17 protein-coding genes are annotated in these 20049 nt (G+C 44.9%); 4 read left to right on the top strand and 13 right to left on the bottom strand.

Translation table 11 applies throughout. From position 1 onward, the window contains the following. Positions 1-105: 105 nt before the first annotated feature. The 4 genes from AC3WTJ_RS17835 to AC3WTJ_RS17820 all read right to left on the bottom strand — a co-directional run bounded on the left by AC3WTJ_RS17835 (position 106) and on the right by AC3WTJ_RS17820 (position 4612). Entirely contained in the window at positions 106-942 is an 837-nt protein-coding gene (locus AC3WTJ_RS17835) for a carbohydrate ABC transporter permease (protein WP_492522930.1), read from the bottom strand. Positions 943-958: 16 nt separating this feature from the next. Continuing rightward, complete coding sequence (locus tag AC3WTJ_RS17830; RefSeq protein WP_492522929.1) at positions 959-1891, bottom strand: carbohydrate ABC transporter permease; 933 nt, start codon at positions 1889-1891, stop codon at positions 959-961. Between the two features lie 179 nt (positions 1892-2070). Next, on the bottom strand, positions 2071-3927 hold the full coding sequence (locus AC3WTJ_RS17825) for a sensor histidine kinase (protein ID WP_492522928.1): 1857 nt from the start codon (positions 3925-3927) through the stop codon (positions 2071-2073). Then, positions 3854-4612, bottom strand: a complete 759-nt coding sequence (locus AC3WTJ_RS17820; protein WP_492522927.1) for a response regulator transcription factor — start codon at positions 4610-4612, stop codon at positions 3854-3856. The genes AC3WTJ_RS17825 and AC3WTJ_RS17820 overlap by 74 nt, the downstream gene beginning before the upstream one ends. Positions 4613-4834: 222 nt before the next feature. On the opposite strand from AC3WTJ_RS17820, the gene AC3WTJ_RS17815 reads away from it, so the two are divergent. The 4 genes from AC3WTJ_RS17815 (at position 4835) to AC3WTJ_RS17800 (ending at position 9450) form a co-directional block, all read left to right on the top strand. Continuing rightward, positions 4835-6193, top strand: coding sequence for an ABC transporter substrate-binding protein (locus AC3WTJ_RS17815; RefSeq protein ID WP_492522926.1), 1359 nt, complete (start codon positions 4835-4837; stop codon positions 6191-6193). Between the two features lie 88 nt (positions 6194-6281). After that, entirely contained in the window at positions 6282-7163 is an 882-nt protein-coding gene (locus AC3WTJ_RS17810; protein ID WP_492523270.1) for a carbohydrate ABC transporter permease, read from the top strand. 1 nt (position 7164) lies between these two features. Then, entirely contained in the window at positions 7165-8058 is an 894-nt protein-coding gene (locus AC3WTJ_RS17805) for a carbohydrate ABC transporter permease (RefSeq protein ID WP_492522925.1), read from the top strand. Positions 8059-8076: 18 nt separating this feature from the next. Next, the gene (locus tag AC3WTJ_RS17800; RefSeq protein WP_492522924.1) at positions 8077-9450 is read left to right on the top strand and encodes a sulfatase family protein; all 1374 of its coding nucleotides are present in this window, start codon (positions 8077-8079) and stop codon (positions 9448-9450) included. Positions 9451-9542: 92 nt separating this feature from the next. Here the strand turns inward: AC3WTJ_RS17800 and AC3WTJ_RS17795 are convergent, their stop codons facing one another. From AC3WTJ_RS17795 to AC3WTJ_RS17755, 9 genes are all read right to left on the bottom strand, one after another. Next, positions 9543-11003, bottom strand: coding sequence for a serine hydrolase domain-containing protein (locus AC3WTJ_RS17795; RefSeq protein WP_492522923.1), 1461 nt, complete (start codon positions 11001-11003; stop codon positions 9543-9545). Between the two features lie 57 nt (positions 11004-11060). Next, positions 11061-11966, bottom strand: a complete 906-nt coding sequence (locus tag AC3WTJ_RS17790; RefSeq protein WP_492522922.1) for a sensor histidine kinase — start codon at positions 11964-11966, stop codon at positions 11061-11063. Beyond that, a complete protein-coding gene (locus AC3WTJ_RS17785) occupies positions 11954-12625 on the bottom strand; it encodes a response regulator transcription factor (RefSeq protein WP_492522921.1) in 672 nt (223 codons plus the stop codon). Before AC3WTJ_RS17785 ends, AC3WTJ_RS17790 begins: the two co-directional genes overlap by 13 nt. Before the next feature lie 128 nt (positions 12626-12753). After that, complete coding sequence (locus tag AC3WTJ_RS17780; RefSeq protein WP_157320328.1) at positions 12754-13218, bottom strand: DUF8821 family protein; 465 nt, start codon at positions 13216-13218, stop codon at positions 12754-12756. A 51-nt stretch (positions 13219-13269) separates the two neighbouring features. After that, positions 13270-13512, bottom strand: coding sequence for a hypothetical protein (locus tag AC3WTJ_RS17775; RefSeq protein WP_492522920.1), 243 nt, complete (start codon positions 13510-13512; stop codon positions 13270-13272). Positions 13513-13640: 128 nt separating this feature from the next. Then, positions 13641-15554 (bottom strand): threonine--tRNA ligase, encoded by a 1914-nt coding sequence (gene thrS, locus AC3WTJ_RS17770; protein ID WP_492522919.1) that lies wholly within the window; start codon positions 15552-15554, stop codon positions 13641-13643. Between the two features lie 442 nt (positions 15555-15996). Then, positions 15997-17673: an ABC1 kinase family protein gene (locus AC3WTJ_RS17765; RefSeq protein WP_492522918.1), complete on the bottom strand. Its 1677-nt coding sequence runs from the start codon at positions 17671-17673 to the stop codon at positions 15997-15999. A 6-nt stretch (positions 17674-17679) separates the two neighbouring features. Then, positions 17680-17976: a phasin family protein gene (locus AC3WTJ_RS17760; RefSeq protein ID WP_492522917.1), complete on the bottom strand. Its 297-nt coding sequence runs from the start codon at positions 17974-17976 to the stop codon at positions 17680-17682. Between the two features lie 120 nt (positions 17977-18096). Beyond that, entirely contained in the window at positions 18097-20028 is a 1932-nt protein-coding gene (locus AC3WTJ_RS17755) for a fructose-1,6-bisphosphatase (RefSeq protein WP_492522916.1), read from the bottom strand. Positions 20029-20049: the final 21 nt, after the last annotated feature.

Here is a 20049-nt window from a genome sequence, read left to right as displayed (position 1 = left end):
CTCTACTCAACTGTCGTTTTGCCTCCTAAGCTTAACCAATTCGCAAGCGAAAGACCGTGTACTTTGTATAACTGTTTAACGTGCATTTTTTTGACATGCTGACGATTATCCTTTTACCCCACCAACCGTTATCCCGTTAATGACCTGCTTCTGTAATATGACGAAGACGATAATCAGAGGTATAATGGCAGACACAGCAGCCATCATCATCAGAGAAACGTTGTTGGAATACTCCTGACGGAAAAATTGAATGCCTAGCGGCAGCGGAAATAACTCCTTCTTAAACAAGAAAATTAACGGGTTCTGATAATCATTCCATGTCCAAATAAACTTTATGATACCGGCTGTTGCCAAGATCGGTTTACACAGCGGCAACATGATTTGTGCATACACTCTGAAGTAACCCGCTCCATCAATCTTGGCCGCTTCGATAAAATCGTTATGAACACCCATCATAAATTGCCTCATGAGAAATGTGAAGTACATGGAGAAGGCCAACATCAGAATCAAGCCCTCATGCGAGTTATATAACCCGAGCCATTTGATCATAATGAATCGCGGGACGAGCGTCGCCTGTTCCGGAATGATCATGAATGACATCATCAAGCCGAACATGATACCTTTACCGGGAGTCTGCAGCTTAGAGAAGGCAAAGGCTGCCATCGATGAAAAGAGCAGCGTTGCCAGCGTCGCAATGATTGCGAGCTTCAACGAATTCCAGTAGAACATGGAGAAGGGTACTTTCTCCATCCACACCTTTTGAAAATTGACAGTCCAATTCCAAGTTGTTGGAATCCATTGGATCGGGTACGTCATCACGTCCCGCTCTAATTTGGCAGATGCCGACAGCATCCAAATGAGCGGAATAATGAACAAGATGGAGCAAGCTCCGAAAATAGCAGTTAATATCATTCTATCGAGCTGTAGTTTTTTAGCTTTCACTATGGTTTCCCCCTCCTTATGAACGTTTCTCCCGAGCCTGTAGAATCCATGTCACCGACGTGACGGCAATGACCAGCAGAAACAACACCCAAGAAAGCGCAGAAGCATAGCCCATATTAAAATTAATGAAGCCTTCTTCATAGATCCGGTATACAAGTACCGTCGAAGCGTCGTTCGGCCCTCCGTCTGTCAAGAACTTAATGAGGTCGAACACTTTAAAAGAACCGATGATCGTCGTAATCGTAAGGAACAACGTCGTCGGCGCCAATAAGGGAGCCGTGATGAACCAGAATTGCTGCGTACCTGATGCACCGTCGATCCTGGCGGATTCGTAGATATCCTCCGATATTTGTGTCAACCCTGCAAGGAAGATAATCATCTGATAACCGAGCGCCTGCCAAATCGCGATAATCATAATAGCGACAAGAGCGTACTGAGAATCGACAAGCCACTTGGGCGGGTGATCCATGCCAATCGCCATCAAAAATTGATTGATCGGACCACTCGACGGATGATAAAGAGCTGCCCAGACTGCGGCGATAGCGACTGTGGAACAAATGTAAGGAATAAAAAATAAAATTTTGAACAGATCTTTGGCATAAACCTTTGTGTGAATGAGAACTGCCATGACCATTGCGATCAAGAGCCCCATAGGCACAGTCACTGCTGTGAAAAACAGATTATGCTCCAAGGCCTTCCAGAACTTGGTGTCGTCCACCATTTTCTCGAAATTAGCGAGCCCTACCCAATTCATCTCCTCAAAGCCGCCTGCAAGGTTCCAATTCGTAAAACTCAGAAACAACGAGAAAATCAAAGGGAATATGGCAAGGGTAATGATCCCTACCGCTTCAGGCGCTAGAAATATCCACCCGATAACAGCCTCCTTCCTTTGCTGGCTCCACCATTTTCCTCTCACTTTCCGGTTTGCGGTTTCCATCCCCAATTCCATATGTTCTACCTCCTGATGATTATCCTAATCGTCTTCATCATTATAGAGGGATTCGACAAAAATCGCGGTTCAGGATTTAGACTCGTTTCCGTGTAATATTTTTACCTAGTCCAAAAATCCGATCGCAAAAAAGGAGCCTCCGTGAAGAAGTCCCCTCATACATCTTCCATTTTTATAAATTATTGCGGAAAAATCAACGTAATAGCCGTACCCTTCCCCTCTTTGCTGAGAATACGCATCCATTTCCCTACGCCGTAATGAAGCACAAGCCTTTTGCTTGTATTAAAAAGTCCAAGATGCTTGCCTTGCATCGTATCGGAGTCGAATGACGCGCGGATTTGCTCAAGCCGATCGCGCGATATCCCCGGTCCGTTATCAATAATGGTAACATGCAGGCTTGAACCATTCATACGGCACTTGACTTTAACGGCCATCTGATCTTGAGCAGCGAGACCGATATGGATACTGTTCTCGATTAGCGGCTGCATGCTGATTTTCACGACACGGCAGTTCTCCAACTCTGCCTTTGCATCCCAAATCACCTTCAAGCGATCTGAAAACCGCGTTTTTTGCAGTTGTATATAGCCTCGTACGTTGGCAAGCTCATCCTGCAGCGTTACCGCATCATCCGTTCCACGCAGAGCGTATTCCAATAAATCACTCAACTGTCCGATCATGACACAGGCATCATTCGGTGAACGAGTCAACTGGAAGGCCTTCCAATAAATCGAATGCAGCGTGTTGGACATAAAATGTGGATTCATCTGGGACTGAAGTGCTTTAAGCTCCAGTAACTCCATCTTCGCCTGCCGTTCGGAAAGTTGGATCCGCAAATACTTTTGCTTTAGAAACGTATCGAGAATGTTCTTAACGATCAGCTCGTACACGTCCTGAATCCTCTCGGGCATGGCAGGAATGGCATCCTCATGACGGTCAGCATGCTCCAGCACATGTACGATTTGTGAGACCTGACGGTAATTTTTCCTTGTGATCCATAACGCATATAACATGCTCAGCAGCAAGGAGAACACGGATAGGGCCAGGGCGATATAAACGATCATACGAGGAAGACTGTACAACGCTTTCGTTGGAATAACGGATACGGCAATCCAAGCCAAGCGCCGAGATTGTTTCATCGTGACCAAAGCGCCGTCAAGAGAAGAGCGAAGTGATTGGCCGTTTGATAACTGCTCAGACGACGGAAGCGGGATACTGCCTGCGAAGCTGTCAGAGGTGATTATCGGATCTCCTTTTTCATCTGCGATATACGAATAACTGCCCTGCCAATCGTTAAATAAATTCAGCGATTTGGCGAAATAGGAAGGCATGACATTCATGACAATGAGACCACGGGGATGCCCCTTCACATCCAAATCACCGAACGGCTGATACACTGTCAGCACCTGTGTAGTGCCGTTAGGATCGGAAGAGGTCACCAGCTCGCGTGGCTGAGTTATCAAACCATCATCTCCCCTGAATGCTTCCGATTGATAAAAAGAGTACCAGCTTGTATCCAGCGTCGAACTCACCTGCGCAATACCGTCACGCGAGCTAAGAAATCGTCCTTGCGAATTTTCATAATAAATATAAATGGAATGAATATAGGACTTGGAATTGGCCGGAACATCAATGACATTGCGTAAATAGAACAACGCTTCCACATCTTCAAAGGAAAAGGAGGTCGCATTCAAGATGTTCATCAGCCGGATTTTAATCTTCGGGTCCTTATCGAAGGAGAGGCTTAAGGAATCAAGCTCAGCCGGAATGACCTCTGTGAGCTGATTGATCTGATTTAGCCGGTTTTCGCTATTCTGCTCAATAGAGCCCCGGATGTACCGAACTGTAATAAAGATGGACAAGGAACCTAATATGGTCAGAGGGATGAGTGACAGTACGATAACTCTTCGCAAATTTTCGGAGAAAAATTTTCGCGCCAGCGCCGCATCGCTCTGTTTGACATATTTAATGCTCGTGTTTGAATTGCCCGGGCGTTTTCCCGTAATACTGCTTAAAAGCGCGTATAAAATTTTTCGCATTTGCATATCCCACCATTTCGCTGACCTCAAGCGCTTTCCAACGATGCTCCCGCAAAAGCTGGGCCGCTTTTTTCATTCGCACTGCGAGCACATAATCCGAAAATTTATGACCGGTAAGCTTACGAAAATATGAGCTCACATAGCTGGGATTCATATGCACAATCCGGGCGACATCCTCCAGCGTTACATTGCGGTACTCGGCTTCGACATAGTGATGAATGCGTTGAATCACAGGATGATCCGAGAACGTTGCGTTCGCTACTACCTGTATTGACCCGTTGGAGTCTGATTCCCCTGCGGTTCCCTTTTTTTCATCTAATTCCTGCTTAAGGTGCATGAGAACATCATGCAAATTCTGGAATTTAGCCGGCTTCATCATGTAGTGCCTCACTCCGTAGCTGATAGCCTGCCGTGCCAACTCAAAATCCCTCAATCCGCTCAGCAGGATGACCTGTATGGGCAATTTACGTTCATGAATTTCCCTTGATAATTCGATCCCGTTCATGACAGGCATCTTAATGTCGCAAAGTATGGCGTCCAGATTATGCTGGAGCATGTATTTAAGCGCTTCCATGCCATTCCCAAACTGTGCCACAATCTCAAATCCTGCCTTCTCCCATGGAAAACAGCTGCAAAGCGTGTCCCGAGTCGTCGTTTCATCGTCAACAAATGCTAATTTGTACATGATCGATCCCCCCTTATTTATTATATCCTTTCATGAATAGTAAAAGGAATGCGTATAGGAATTGGCACAATTCAAGCGAACAATCTAAAGATATGATACCTAATCCAAAATAAACGGGCAATGAAACAAACATATTCCAAAATGAAACCCCTTTCTGTGAAAACGGATTCATGTTAACTTGAAATTGGGCCCGAAATTCATTTTAAGACAGGGGGAAGTACTTTGTTTTATCGAAACCTTTATCAACTATCCAAAATGTTTGTCCTAATGCTTAGCATCCTTTGCATTTTATCCGCATGCAGCTTTGGCTCCAACCAAGCCTCTACGGCTTCCAACAATTCCGCAGGAACCGGGACAGGTACGGCAGCAAGTGATAACAAACCCGTTACGCTGCGCTTTGCTTGGTGGGGCAACGACGCCAGACATAAAGCAACGCTCGCTGCCATCGACGCTTATACGAAGCAGCACCCAAATGTAAAAATCGAAGCTGAATATATGGGCTTTGACGGTTTTAACAAAAAACTCGCAACTCAATTCGCCGGCAAAACGGCCCCGGACATCTTCCAGTTTACTTATGAATGGTCCGTGGAGATGAGCGACTTCATGTTGGACCTGAACCCCCTCAGCAACCTGATTGATATGAAACAAATTCCGGATGCCGCTCTTAAGGATTACGGTGCCTACAAGGGCAAGCAAATTATGATTCCGTCTGGCATGTTCGCAGCGACAACCGTTATAAACGAAGATTTTATGCAGAAGCACGGAATTCCTGCCGACACCGTATGGACCTGGGATAAATTGGTCGAAGAAGGTAAAAAGGTTCATGAACAAGATAAAAACGCCTATCTGTTAACTGCTGATATCGACGTGGTCAACAAGCTAATCTTGCAGCCGTATATCATGCAAAAAACAGGCAAGGGCTGGGTGAATGATGACTTCACCCCTGGCTTCGATAAGGCTCAGTTGACGGACGGTCTTACCTACTTGTCCAACCTATATCAAAGCGGAGCGATTGAACCATTCGGTGACAGCACCGCGTTCGTCGGTAAGATGGAGCAAAATCCGAAATGGGTAAAAGGCGAAATCGGTCTGCTGCTTGACTACGTTCAAGCCATCGATAAGTACAAGCAAGCTGTTCCTACTGCGAAAATCGGTGTCAGTGCATTCCCAGAGAATTCAGGTGCCGTTCAATCGGGCAACCCTACAGTTGCAGGCACAGGTTTTGCCATCTCGCAGGACTCAGTTAACAAAGAAGAAGCAGCCAAATTTATTAATTACTTGACCAATGACAAAGAAGCTGCCCTGCTTCTGACCACACAGCGCGGAATTCCTGCTTCCACAGTGGCACGCAAAGCGCTTGAGGAATCCGGCAAACTGGATGCTAGCATTTCCAAAGGCTTGGAACTCGCTTCTGCCAAGAAGACGATTTCACCAAACGTAATCAGTACGAATGCAGAGCTTGCGCAAGTCGTAAAAGATTCGATCCAAAAGTTGATCTACAATAAGCTCACACCGGAACAAGCAGCTGACGAAATTTACAGTGGTTTTACCTCCAAACTTAAAGAGATGAAAGCAAAATAAGGGAAGCTCGATGGCGTGCTGTCCGTTCGGACAGCACCCTTCTTAACACTTAGCCCGTATATGGAAAGGAACATCTGACTTGAAAAGCATGCGCATGCGCAACGTCCTCTGGGGCCTGTTATTCGTATCGCCTTGGGTTATCGGATTTTTCTGGTTTCAGCTTTATCCGCTGCTCTTATCGTTTTATTACTCATTCACAGATTCCACGCTTGTAAAGCCGGGCAAGTTCATTGGATTGGATAATTACGTGAAAATGTTGACGGTCGATAAAGATTTCTTCCCCTCCATTAAAGTCACGATCATATATGCGCTGATTGCGGTACCTGCGAAGCTCGCTTTTGCCCTGCTCATTGCTTTGATCCTGAATATCAAAGGAAAAGCGGTCAATTGGTACCGCACGGTCTACTATCTGCCTTCCATCCTGGGCGGTAGCGTCGCGATCTCCATTCTATGGAGATTCCTGTTTATGAAGGAAGGTGTTGTGAATCAAACCTTGTCCTTTTTGCATATTCCGCCGGTTAACTGGTTGGGAAGCCCGCATGTGGCTTTAGGGACAATCAGTATGCTCGTGGTGTGGCAATTCGGCTCATCCATGGTGCTTTTCCTTGCAGGGCTCAAGCAAATTCCATCTGAGCTGTACGAAGCTGCCATGGTTGATGGTGCCGGCCGTCTGCGTATGCTCAGGACGATTACCATCCCATTGCTTACACCAATCATTTTCTTTAATCTGGTCATGCAGACTATCAATGCTCTACAGGAGTTTACAGCTGCGTTTGTCGTCACCAACGGCGGACCGGTGAAATCGACGTACTTATTTGGTTTGAAAATCTATGATGAAGCCTTTCAGAATATGAAAATGGGATATGCCTCTTCCCTTTCCTGGTTTTTGTTCGCCATGATTCTCATCTTGACCCTCTTCATCTTCCGATCGGCTAGATCATGGGTCCACTATGAAGACGGAGGTAAATAATATGCCGCATCCAACAACATCCGTGGCTCAACCGCGAAGCGCAGCCTCCAGAGCGCAAAGCGCCAAGCTGCGCCAAGCCATCAAACATATCGCTTTGCTGCTTCTTGGCTGGCTGATGATCTATCCTCTCATTTGGCTGTTTATGAGCTCCTTTAAGACGAACGCCGACTTATTCGGTACGCTCAACCTTTGGCCCAGTAAATTTGTATGGGATTCTTACGTTAAAGGGTGGGCAGGCACAGGCCAGTATACCTATACAACGTTTTTCTACAATACCTTCTTGTTAGTGGTTCCTACGGTAGTTCTCACCGTGCTATCCAGTGTATTGGTCGCCTACGGCTTTGCACGATTCAAATTTCCACTTCGCAACCTGATGTTTGTTTTGATGATCTCCACCTTGATGCTGCCGCATACCGTCATTATCATTCCGCGCTATCTCATTTTTCGCAATATGGGATGGTTGGACAGTTTCTTCCCGTTCATCGTTCCCGCTGCCTTCGGCTGCTTTCCATTCTTCATCTTTATGATGGTCCAATTTATCCGGGGACTTCCCAAAGAGCTTGATGAATCTGCGGTTATGGACGGTTGCAATCCACCGACCATTCTATTCCGCATCCTCCTGCCGTTATGTATGCCTGCTATGATTTCAGCTGCTATCTTTCAATTTATCTGGACCTGGAACGATTTCTTCAATCCGCTTATTTTCATTAATAGTGTGAAAAAGTTTCCAATCTCCCTCGCGCTGCGCATGACCATTGATTCGACAGGCGGTACGATCGAGTGGAACCAGATTATGGCGATGGCTGTGCTGGCTATTTTGCCACCTGTATTGGTGTTCTTCTTCTCGCAAAAATATTTTGTAGAAGGCATTGCTACGACAGGCATCAAAGGATAATTAAGGAGGACCGAGCCCATGAAACAATCCGCAGAAAAGCGGCCGAATATAATCGTTTTTTTCACCGATCAGCAGCGATGGGATACAACCGGAGCTCATGGCAACCCGCTGGAGTTAACCCTGAATTTTGATCGGATGGCTGCTTTCGGCACACATGCCGTCAATACTTTTACCTGTCAGCCGGTTTGCGGCCCCTCCCGCTCCACTTTGCAAACCGGACTTTATCCGACCGTGTCCGGCTGTTTCAAGAACAGCATCCCGCTTCCGGAAGGGACTCGGACGGTTGCGCACTATTTCAAAGAAGCCGGATACGATACGGGTTATATCGGCAAATGGCACCTGGCCGGGACCCGCACCAACCCGGTGCCTGTCGAAAAAAGAGGCGGCTACGACTACTGGCTTGCCGCAGATTCCCTTGAGCATACGTCCGATGCCTACCGGACCATGCTCTATAATGGCGACAACGAGCCTGTCGAACTGCCCGGCTATCGCGTCGACGCTTTGACAGATGCCGCCATCCGTTATATTGCGGACCGACGGAACGCCGAGAAGCCGTTTTATCTGTTTCTCTCGTATCTGGAGCCGCACCATCAAAATCATCGTGACGATTATCCTTCACCAGATGTATACCGTGGAAGGTACTCATCCCGTTATATACCGCCGGATCTCGCTGCGCTGAACGGTACCGCGAATCAACATTTGGACGGATACTACGGCATGGTCAAAAGGCTCGACGAGGCGCTAGGGAGGTTAAACGACGCACTCAAGAGTCTTAATCTGACGGACAACACGGTTATTGCGTTTACTTCCGACCATGGCTGCCATTTTAAAACTCGCAACGAAGAATATAAACGTTCCTGCCACGAAAGCTCCATCCGGGTACCGCTTGCATTCAGCGGCCCCGGCTTTAACGGTGGCGGTGCCGTGCGCGAGTTGATCAGCCTGATCGATCTGCCGCCAACATTGCTTGATGCTGCCGGAATCGAAGTTCCGGATCACATGCAGGGACGCTCCTTAATGCCGTTGATTGGTGGCAACCGTATGGGTGTCGCATGGCAACAGGAGATATTTGTGCAGATCAGCGAATCTGAGGTTGGGCGGGCTATTCGTACCCGTCGCTGGAAATATGCCGTGACAGCACCGTCAGGGGATCCGATTCGCGACAGCGGAGCTTCCGAATATGTCGAGTCCAGCCTGTATGACCTGGAGGCGGATCCTTATGAGTTGAACAACCTTGTCGATAAACAATCGCACGAGGAAGTGCGTGTGCATTTGCGCGAGCTTCTCATCAAACGGATGGTGTCAGCTGGAGAAGCAGCCTCCACGATTCATTCCCTCCCTGCTAAGGCTTCGGGGCAGTTGAATGTATCAAAAGCTGAGATTTATGAGTAATTAGGGATGCATTGGCAAGTCCAAAAGGACAACCACTTTGGGAACAGTCTGCCAGCAGCGGCGTTCTGTTCCCTGGTTGCCATGGAGGTAGCTCATGCAGTCCTCTTCGAAGCATGGTAATACAATCTGAAGCGGCAAACCCAATTCGTTATATTCACCAGTATTATTACAGCAAGCCACATCAGCAGTGATGGCATGGTGGTCCATAATCCGAACCAAGGCACAACTCGTCCACCGCCAATAAAAGTCGTTAGTGGTGACAAAAACAGAAGAATCAAGATAGGGAATAATGTCCCGAAAGACGAAAGAATTAATTTTCCGGTCGTGATGCCCTTTCTACTCCTACTGATGCGAAAATGTGTGAATACCCCTTTTAGAATCGTTACAATCACCAACAGAATAATAAACGCCTCCATGTTTCTGCTGTTAAAGATAGAAGTTTCCACTTTTTCACCCTTAATTATCCCTGCAATTCCATCGATAAAAGCTGAATAATTGACAAAAGTGTTTATACCGGAGTCAAACATCATCGTGATGCCTAGCTGCTGATCCAAATATATCGTTTCTTCCGACTTATACGTCCAGAATATTCCACTATGAGAAATTATACGGCCTTCATTTTCATCCTCTTCTACAAGCCACCCCATTCCATATGGGGATCTCTGTCCTGCTGTATGGTATTGTTCCATTAACTCTGGGGCAAGAAGATCGCTTTTATTTTGAGCTTTCATCCACTTTGCCATGTCTTCAGCAGTTGAAATAATACCGGCAGGACCGTCAATAAACCATAAGGGCTCTACTTTTCGTATCGGCTTTCCTAACAACAGATAGTGCCCTTGAGGAATGGCATTGTTTTCAATAATTTGCTGCGTGGTACTGATGTCAAAAGTGTCATTCATCCCAAGTGGTTCAAAGATATGATCATGGAGATAGTCAGAAAAACGTTGCCCGCTTATCTGCTCAACAAGAAGCGCCAAGAATTGGTAGTTTGGATTATGATAATAGAATGACGATCCAGGATCGGCGGCAAGCTTTACCGTATTCATAGAAGCATTAATCTCTTGTAACGCATGGAATTGAGTGGACTTTGTCATATCGGGATTCACTTTATCGTTAAGGCCACTTGTCTGATTGAGTAAGAACCGGACCGTGATACGGTTGACACGTTCGTCCATGGGAGAGATGTTTGAAAAGTAGGAGACATACGGAGCGTCCAGGTCAATAAGTCCTTTATCCGCAAGCTGCAATACAGCTAAAGCTGTTATAGATTTACTTAATGAGGCAATTGGAAAAATCGTCTTATTGGTTATTTTTCTTCCATCAGAAGATTCACCGTAGCCTTGTGCGTAAAACACTTCTTCCCGATACGCAATTGAAAGTGATGCTCCAGATATATGGTTAACTTTCATGGATTCCTTTACATAATTATCAATTTCAGCCACGATTTCTGTTTTACCTCGAGATTCAACAGCGGCTGCTGGCATAATTGAAATAATCGCCGCAAGAAGCACACAAATGAAACTAGCGAAGATACTTTTATACACGATACTCATTTTATTAATCAGCACTCCTTATATTAAGATAAGGAAATGCTAACTCTTAAATATCAACTATTTATCAACTCGGCATAAAAAGCTTACGGTTATTTTTCCGCCACCCGTTGAACTGTTTGCAATCTCTAAGCCTCCCTGATGCTTTTCGCACAGTGTTTTACAAGTGTAAAGCCCTAACCCGTGGTGTTCATTGGCTTCCGGTGCCTCTCCCCGATAAAAAGGGAGAACGGCTTTCTGCACCCCTTCGTTGGTAAAACCAGGGCCATCATCGGTGACCGTTATGGAAAAAAAGCCGTTCTGAGTAAGGTAATCGACTTTCACTTGACTGAAGGCATATCGAACTCCATTTGCTATTATATTTTCAAAAACCTGCATAACGAGATCCAGATCAACATACAAAATCGTCGAATCCGTATTCCTGTAAGAATCGTAGGTTGTACCTCTTAATTCTGCAATCCGGCTGGCACCCTCATCCAGTAAGGCAATGAGTGTGTTGATTTCAATCTCCTTTTTATGAATCGGTATTTCATCCAGCTTCTGAATCGAGCTCATTGCCTCTACATAACGTTCCAATTGGCTGCGCATCTTTTCAAATGCGCGGCATAGGTCGCTCATTTCATCCCTGCTGTCATAGGAAACTTTAAATCCCAAATCGTTCGCCGAGATTTTCTCTGATGCGCTCATTAAGATTTCCAAAGGTTTTTTCAATTTCAGCTTATAAAAGAGGCTGGCCATCAAGACTAATCCGACTCCAATCGTCAATAACATCGCGATAATCTGAAAAGATAGAACCCAATCGTTTCCGGAAGGATGATCGGCAAAGCGTCGTCGCATCCGATCGGCCCATTCGAATTCAATTACAGTGGCTGTTAAAACAGCGACTAAATACACGCAATTTAACGTGATGAAGGATTGCAGTATGGTCATATTCTTCAGTCGAAGATAGTATATTATTTTCGCCATTTATATCCTACACCCCAGACGGTTTCTACCTTGTTTTCGCAACCATGCTCTTTCATTTTGGCTCGAATGCGCCTGACATGCTCAGCGATTACGGAGCTATCACCTTCTTCACCCGCTCCCCATACTCGTTCATAAATGCGCTCTTTATCAAAAACCATGCCAGGGTGTGTGGATAAAAGCGCTATGATAGCAAACTCTTTTTTTGCCAAAGATATGGGTATGTCGTTACAGTAAAGCGCTTGCTCTGAATAATCTATGACCACGTCGTCGCTAAATTTAACCGAAGATTTCTTTTGATTGCGGATTTCTCTTCGTAAATGAGCTTCCACTCTCGCGCCTAATTCACGGATGCTGAACGGTTTTTGAATATAATCATCTCCTCCAGCCTGAAAGCCGAATAATTTATCTGCATCTTCTATACGTGCGGTCAGAAATAAAATGGGGCAGGATACAAACCCCCGGATCTTCTTGCATACGTCAAAACCGTTTATTTCAGGCATATTGATATCCAACAAAATAATGTCCGGCTGCTTTTCAACTTGCCGCAACGCCTCATTGCCTTCTTTTGCCGTCAAAACCAAATATCCGTTTACTTCAAAATAATCCCTTAGCAGTTTTCGAAGATCAGCTTCATCATCTATGATCAATATCTTTTTCATTTGCCATTTCCTTCTTCCCCTATATTTACTCCCATCATTATACTACCAAGGTCAGCGTTCAACGAAAAAGCAGCCGATCATTGTGGCCGGCTGCCGCTGTGCTCGTATTCAATTATGATTGACGCCTATTAATATTGTCCTTTAATTACAAAAAACGAGCCCCGAATTGTTCCAGCTAGTTTAGACTTCTGTCTGGCAAACTTAAACTTCTTCTCTTCTAGCTCCTTTGGCACCTCCATCCCCTCAGAGAGCTTAAACCCAACAGCCCGCTTCTTAGGGTCATCAACCGTATACATGACATTGATCCCAAGACCATCCTCATAAAAGACGTAGGTAAACTGGATATTTTCTACTTGAAAACGCGACGTTTCTAAAGGTTTGGCCGCAAATGAAATATCACGTTCTTTCAAAACGCGGTTCACATAATCAATGTTCTCCTGACTTTCGCTAGCGGGTACGACCGTAAATTCATGTTTGTATTTGTTCATAAAATACCGAGCTTCATTAGCACGTAAACCAGTGAGCGCTTCTGCTACAGGTGAAGACTCTAAACCAACTGAAGATAGATTTTTGAAATCAACGATATAAGACATTTTCAACACTCCTTTTTATGAATAGATCAAATCATTTATTTTCAATTGTGTCTAATAAATACCATTAGAGCTTACGGCTTTTTGGACGAAGCGCCAAGGAATATACGTGATATACAGCGGGAAACCAATAGAGGTCACTAGATCGACATTCCCCCCATATCGCATCAGTTGTCCAATCCCACTTAATGCAATTGAGAATGTGAGTATAATTGTCACAGTCCAATAAGCGTCCATCCTTCCAATAGGACGGGGTACAGCATTCGCGATATTTTCATTTCCGATAACTGTACTCATTTTCAATCCTCCAATCATTTGTTTTCTCTTGATATATTTATACTAACTATAAAATGTATCAAAAAGTGATACTGTTTAGATGATCAGAGGCTGTTCAATTAAAACAGCCCCCAAATACCAATTCCTACTTATTTTTTGGCTCGAATATCTTCATTGATCTGCCCAATAACTTCAAGGATGTTTTTTATTCCAAGGTCATCTCCCCCCCGTTTTCTCACAGAAACACTATCGGAATTCTTCTCGTTCTCACCAATAATGAGCATATACGGTACTTTTTCGAGTTGGGCTTCACGAATCTTATACCCGAGTTTTTCATTCCTCACATCTACTTCAACCCGAATACCTGTCTCTTCTAGTGCTTTCTTCACTTTCAAGGCATAATCGATATAGTTCTCCGAAACTGGTAATAACTTCACCTGGACGGGCGCAAGCCATAGCGGGAAAGCACCGGCGAAATGTTCGGTTAACATGCCGATAAATCGCTCAATAGATCCATAGATAGCACGATGTATAACGACAGGCCGGTGTTTCTGGTTATCCTCTCCGATGTAAGATAGATCGAATTTCTCGGGCATCTGGAAATCCAGTTGGATGGTCCCGCACTGCCAGCTCCTTTTAAGCGCATCTAAAATGTGAAAGTCGATCTTTGGTCCATAGAATGCCCCATCGCCTGCATTGACATGATAGTCGATACCAAGTTTGTCCAGGACATTTTGTAAAGATTGTTCAGCCTGCTGCCATAGTTCATCTGAACCCATTGAATCTTCAGGCCGGGTAGATAGCTCGACCTTGTACTCAAAACCGAGAACTTGATAAACATGATCAATTAGGGCAATGACACGGCTGATTTCATCTTCAATTTGTTCTGGCAAAACGAATAGGTGTGCGTCATCCTGACAGAATGTACGGACCCGCATCATCCCGTTAAGCGCCCCGGAAAGTTCATGGCGGTGAACTTGGCCAAATTCGGAAAGACGTATAGGCAATTCCCGGTAAGAATGTAAGCTGTTTTTAAAAATAAGCATGTGTCCCGGGCAGTTCATCGGTTTAAGCGCAAATTTTGTTTCATCAACATTCGTGAAGTACATGTTATCTTTGTAATGATCCCAGTGTCCCGATTGCTCCCAAACTCGATTGTTCATCATAAGCGGTGTACGTACTTCAGCGTAGTCGCGCTGCCGCTGTAATTCACGCGCAAAGTTCTCAAGTTCATTACGAATGCTCATCCCTTTCGGAAGAAAGAATGGCATGCCAGGTGCTTCTTCAGAGAACATAAACAACTCTAACTCTTTACCAAGCTTGCGGTGGTCACGTTTTTTGGCTTCTTCAAGAACATGCAAGTGCTCTTCAAGCTGTGCCTTCTTCGGAAATGAAGTCCCATAAATGCGCTGCAGCATCTTATTATTGGAATCTCCACGCCAGTAGGCTCCCGCCACGTTCATCAGCTTAAAAGCTTTTATCCGGCCAGTAGATGGAAGGTGCGGCCCTCGACATAGATCAAAAAATTCACCCTGATCATAAATGGTAATGAGGGCATCTTCCGGCAGGTCGCGAATGAGTTCTAATTTTAACGGTTCTTCGAGCTCCTCGAATGTCAGTATCGCTTCTCTGCGGCTGACAACCCGGCGAACAATGGGCAGGTTTTCTTGGATAATTTTCTCCATCTCTTTTTCAATAGCTGCAAGATCATCAATAGAAAGAGGTTTTTCTATATCCATATCATAATAAAATCCATCTTCAATGACCGGTCCAATTCCAAGCTTGACTGCCTTATCTCCATATATGCGTTTAATGGATTGAGCCATTACATGTGCCGTAGTGTGCCTGTATATCTCTAGGCCCTCTTTACTGTCAAGAGTAACGATTTCTATAAGGCTATCAGGCTCGATCAGTTGATCAAGGTCAACGAGTTTGCCATTCATTTTTCCAGCTACAGCACCTTTCTTCAAACCTGTACTTATAGATTCCGCCACTTGTCCGATTATCGTTCCTTGGGGGTACCTCCTAATTGTTCCATCTGGCAATTTTACATTGATCTCCATGATTTAGCCTCCATTTCTAGTTTTTTCATTATTTTTGAACGCAAAAAAACGCATCTCTCCCACAAAGGGACGAGTGCGTTCAGCTCGTGGTTCCACCCTAATTTGACCTGCAGCGTGTCATTCTTTGGCTGTTCTCCAAAGTAGCAGATGCAAGGTCCTTATTGGTATCCAGTATCGGGGATAAAACGGTGACGCTTACTGCCGCGACGAACAGATCGACGGGTTCAACGACACGGCTACAAAGGGGTAATTTCACATCCGGTAACAGGAGAAGCTTTCAGCCTAAACCTCTCTCTCTGGACAGTTCGTGAAGGAAATCATGTCTTTGGTCAATGCCTTATTATTGTTGTGTTTACTTATATCATATTACTTAGTCGCGCTCTAGAAGGTCAAGGGAAAGAATGATTATATAAAAGTTTCAAACTCTGAAGAAGTACTTCATCTAGAATCTGCCCGATTTAAAAATCGAAAATAGCAGCCAGAGACTCATTAAGGATGCCAGTACAAATCCAACTTCAATCGTTGGCACGTTCAGCAAAAAATAATGCTTCCGACCAACAATGGATGAACCGATGATGAGTCCCATCATAATGAGACTGAAAGACAAGAGAACGATGCCGAATGTGATCCTATTGCCAATGCGATCCAGCTTGCGCAGGAAATCGTAGGCATCAGTGACACTAATATTCACATGCAGTTTCCCTTTTTTTATCTGTGAAAAGAACTCTCGGGACTGTCTTGGAAAATCAATCAGCAGGGACCCATAATCCGTGACGTCTCTAAGTAAACTTGATGTCAGGTTTTTCGGGCGTAGTCGTTCCAACAGCAGTTGGAGACCGAATGGCTCCGCTATCTTTACGATACTGATCGTAGGATCTAGTTTTGTAACAACCCCTTCAATCGTTAACAGCGTTTTCCCTAATAAGATAAAATCCGCCGGAACACGAATATGGTACTTGTACGCCACCTCAAACAGATCGTTTACAATTCCCCCCAGGCTTACACGACTAAGAGGGACTCCGAAATATCGTTCTCTAAGTTCCTCAATATCAAACCGAAGTTCCTCCATATCGAGTTCCTCGTCAATAAGTCCAATCCGGTAGATCGCCTTAATCACCCCATCGGTGTTTTGGCGCATGAGAGCAATAATCAGGGAGGAAAAATGGAATTTTGACTCCGAAGTTAGCCTGCCCACCATGCCAAAGTCAAGTAAAGCGATCACTTCGCCCGGCTGTATGACGATGTTCCCAGGATGAGGATCAGCATGAAACAAACCTTCAATGAATATCTGATGAAACAATGTTTGAATGAGCCGATTGGCAATTCGCGCTCGGTTATACCCATGTGCGTCGAGTTGATCCTCTTGATACAGCCGAACACCTTCGATATACTGCATCGTCATGACCTTTTTCGAGCAGTAGTCACTATAAATCAGCGGTACATTGATATGAGCGACATTTTTGAATTGATCAGCTATTTTCTCCGCATTCCTAGCCTCTTTGGTATAATCCAGCTCATTTAAGAGCGATTTGCCGAATTCCGCAATGAGGACCTCCATTTGAATCCGGCGAGCCCATGCAAAGCGTCGCTCCGCCATCGCAGCCAAATCCGCTAGAATTTCGAGATCAATCCGAATGGATTCTCCGGCATGAGGCCGTTGGATTTTGATAGCCACACGTTCTCCGGTGTGGAGCACGCCAAGGTGCACTTGCCCAATGGAAGCCGCTGCAAGTGACTGCTCTTCGAAGTGGTCATAAATCGCCTCGATGCTTTGACCTAGTTCAGCCTCAATGATTTCTTGCACCTGTTTGTAAGGGATGGGTTTCACATCGTCCTGAAGTTTCTCCAACTCCTTTACAATGTCTTCCGGAAGGAGATCCATACGGGTGCTGGCAATCTGCCCCAGTTTGATAAAGGTGGGTCCGAGCTCTTCAACGACATCCCTGATTCGTAGTCCCAGCGATTTACGGTCTGCATCGTCATGCACTTGAAATCTTCTAATTGGAATACGAAGACGCTGCAGCAGATCTGACTCTTCTACCAAGAAGCCGAAACCATGGCGAACCAAAGCTATTACAATATCCCGGTATCGTTGTAACTGCCGTATCCTTTTCCTCATAATGGGCTATGCCTGTAACTTGTGTTCCATTTGGTCGATGCGTTGTTCTAGCCGCTTGATATCTTCCTCAGTCGCCAGGTGCAGGTCAACCAGCATCTTCTGAAGCTGTACGCGTACGATTTCTTTAAGAGCGTCCTGCTGCTCCTCACCTTTCTTGATTAACTTTGCCACTAGCGCCTTCGACTCTTCAGGGGCAACTTCTCCTTTTACCACAAGCTCTTTAACGTAGGTTTCCAGCTTTTCTTTGGTTACAATCGTGATTCCCAGACCAAGCGAAACAGCATTCTTGATTAGATCATTCATCTCAAGCACTCCTCTACAAACAATAATTAAGCACTATGATTTCCATTAGATGCCAATGATATGTATGCAGAGCAGAAATCGAAGATAAGCTCTTTTTTCAAACGCAAAAAAATCATTGTTTCATTTCATATAACGATATTCCAGTAGATTTTTCAAATTCGAGATCCTCTGCAGCAGCTTCTCCCCGACGTTGGTTTCCCTCACCAGCTTCCGCTCCAGTTCTTTGTCCACCAGCCTTTTTACAGACAATACGTCCGCTCCGTTACATAACACATCTTCTTTTGATTTAAATTTCTGATGGGCAACGAGCTGCATGCCAAAGGAATTGTACAACAAGGTGTATCCGGCGATGCCCGTTGTGGATTGATAGGCTTTGGAAAAACCGCCGTCAATGACCATCATTTTTCCGTTTGCTTTAACGGGGCTCTCTCCACGAATTTCTTTAACTGGCGTATGGCCGTTAATGATATGTCCATGATCCGGATTCAAATCAAACTCCAACAGGATTTTCCGGCAGATCTCCTCATTTTCACGCAAATGGTAATAAGGATTTTTTCTCTCTTTATAGCTTTCTTTATCTTGGATAAAGTATCGTTCAAAGGTGGTCATTTCTCTCTTTCCAAAGAGCGAGGAACATTCCCCTGTCCAGATGTACCATACCATATCCGTTGCCAAATCATCCGTCTCTTCCGGATGCGCGAAGGCGTAACGTAAATAATATTCAAAAACATCGAGCAGCTTACGGCCCGAATACGTCTTGTTTTCAATCTGCATTTCTTCCATGTTTCCTTCTTCATCCAAAGGAATACAGCCGTGAAATAACAAATTCCCGTTATATTTCAGATAAAGGCTGCCCTGTTTCATAAAAAAATTCATATGCCGGGCCAGTTTTTCGGAATGCTGAACGGAGAAGAGCAGCTTTTCCAGCACCAGTTGTTCTTCCTCCAGCAATTTTTCAGGCTGCTGTGGATTTACAGTTGCGAAACAGGTATTTTCCAGCGGGTACGTTTTATCACCGATTTTGATTTCATTTTTGTCGTAATCGATTTGTTCGAGCAAAAGCCTTTCCGACATATTAAAGAAGGGACGTCGCTTGATAATAGGGATCTCAAGTTTAAACTGAATCATGGCAATGGCTTGATGAATTTTGGTAATCTGCAGGATTTCCTGCTCCGAGCCGTTATGGTCAGTCTGCAGCTTCGGTCGAAAGGCCGGATTGTCATCATAGTATGTCTCCGCCAAGTTCAGCAGTGGGCGAAGATTGATGCCATAGACATCTTCGATGATGTCCAGATTGTCATATCGGGCACAGATCCGGATAATGTTCGCAAGGCAGACCAGTGAGCCCGCATAAGCGCCAATCCATAGGACATCATGGTTCCCCCACTGAATATCGACAGAATGGTAGTTGATCAGCGTGTCCATAATTTTATCGGGGTCCGGCCCGCGGTCATATATATCTCCGACCACATGAAGATGGTCAACCACCAAGCGCTGTGTCGTATAAGCAAGCCCGATAATAAGCTTGTCCGCCTGGCCCAAAGATATAATTTGCCGGTATATTTCCTCATAATAAGGGTCCTTATTATTGGTGGAATCCGTCTTGTACAAAAGCTCTTCTACGATATATACAAACTGCTCCGGCAAAGCTCTGCGCAATTTTGAGCGAGTATACTTGGAAGAGGAATTAGAAATGAGCATCAGCATTTGTTCAATCGTTTGCCTGTACCATCGGTTCAAGGCTTGATGATTGCACAGATCACCTTTGACCAACTGTATTTTTTCTTCCGGATAATAAACTAACACCGTAAACTCATTGATTTCTTGCTCCGTCCAAACCTCACGGAATAAGGCTTTTATTTTTTCTTTTACGGTACCCGAACCATTTCTTAATACATGCTGAAAAGCCTGGAACTCCCCATGCAAATCACTGACAAAGTGCTCAGTTCCCTTGGGAAGATTGGATATTGCTTCAAGGTTGATGATTTCTGTTACAACTTTTTCTTCCGTATCATATTCCAGGGCCAATAAATCTAGAAACTGTGCATCCAAAACAGATATCCCCTTTCAAGG

The sequence above is a fragment of the Paenibacillus sp. FW101-FHT12H11 genome (assembly GCF_058790355.1).
This window is presented reverse-complemented; position numbering and strand designations above follow the sequence as displayed.

Bases quoted from the DNA above. Each gene is read 5' to 3' on its own strand.
- AC3WTJ_RS17830 (WP_492522929.1), bottom strand. From the start codon at position 1,891: ATGGAATTGGGGATGGAAACCGCAAACCGGAAAGTGAGAGGAAAATGG.
- AC3WTJ_RS17825 (WP_492522928.1), bottom strand. From the start codon at position 3,927: ATGCGAAAAATTTTATACGCGCTTTTAAGCAGTATTACGGGAAAACGC.
- AC3WTJ_RS17820 (WP_492522927.1), bottom strand. From the start codon at position 4,612: ATGTACAAATTAGCATTTGTTGACGATGAAACGACGACTCGGGACACG.
- AC3WTJ_RS17810 (WP_492523270.1), top strand. From the start codon at position 6,282: ATGCGCATGCGCAACGTCCTCTGGGGCCTGTTATTCGTATCGCCTTGG.
- AC3WTJ_RS17805 (WP_492522925.1), top strand. From the start codon at position 7,165: ATGCCGCATCCAACAACATCCGTGGCTCAACCGCGAAGCGCAGCCTCC.
- AC3WTJ_RS17800 (WP_492522924.1), top strand. From the start codon at position 8,077: ATGAAACAATCCGCAGAAAAGCGGCCGAATATAATCGTTTTTTTCACC.
- AC3WTJ_RS17795 (WP_492522923.1), bottom strand. From the start codon at position 11,003: ATGAGTATCGTGTATAAAAGTATCTTCGCTAGTTTCATTTGTGTGCTT.
- AC3WTJ_RS17790 (WP_492522922.1), bottom strand. From the start codon at position 11,966: ATGGCGAAAATAATATACTATCTTCGACTGAAGAATATGACCATACTG.
- AC3WTJ_RS17785 (WP_492522921.1), bottom strand. From the start codon at position 12,625: ATGAAAAAGATATTGATCATAGATGATGAAGCTGATCTTCGAAAACTG.
- AC3WTJ_RS17780 (WP_157320328.1), bottom strand. From the start codon at position 13,218: ATGTCTTATATCGTTGATTTCAAAAATCTATCTTCAGTTGGTTTAGAG.
- AC3WTJ_RS17775 (WP_492522920.1), bottom strand. From the start codon at position 13,512: ATGAGTACAGTTATCGGAAATGAAAATATCGCGAATGCTGTACCCCGT.
- thrS (WP_492522919.1), bottom strand. From the start codon at position 15,554: ATGGAGATCAATGTAAAATTGCCAGATGGAACAATTAGGAGGTACCCC.
- AC3WTJ_RS17765 (WP_492522918.1), bottom strand. From the start codon at position 17,673: ATGAGGAAAAGGATACGGCAGTTACAACGATACCGGGATATTGTAATA.
- AC3WTJ_RS17760 (WP_492522917.1), bottom strand. From the start codon at position 17,976: ATGAATGATCTAATCAAGAATGCTGTTTCGCTTGGTCTGGGAATCACG.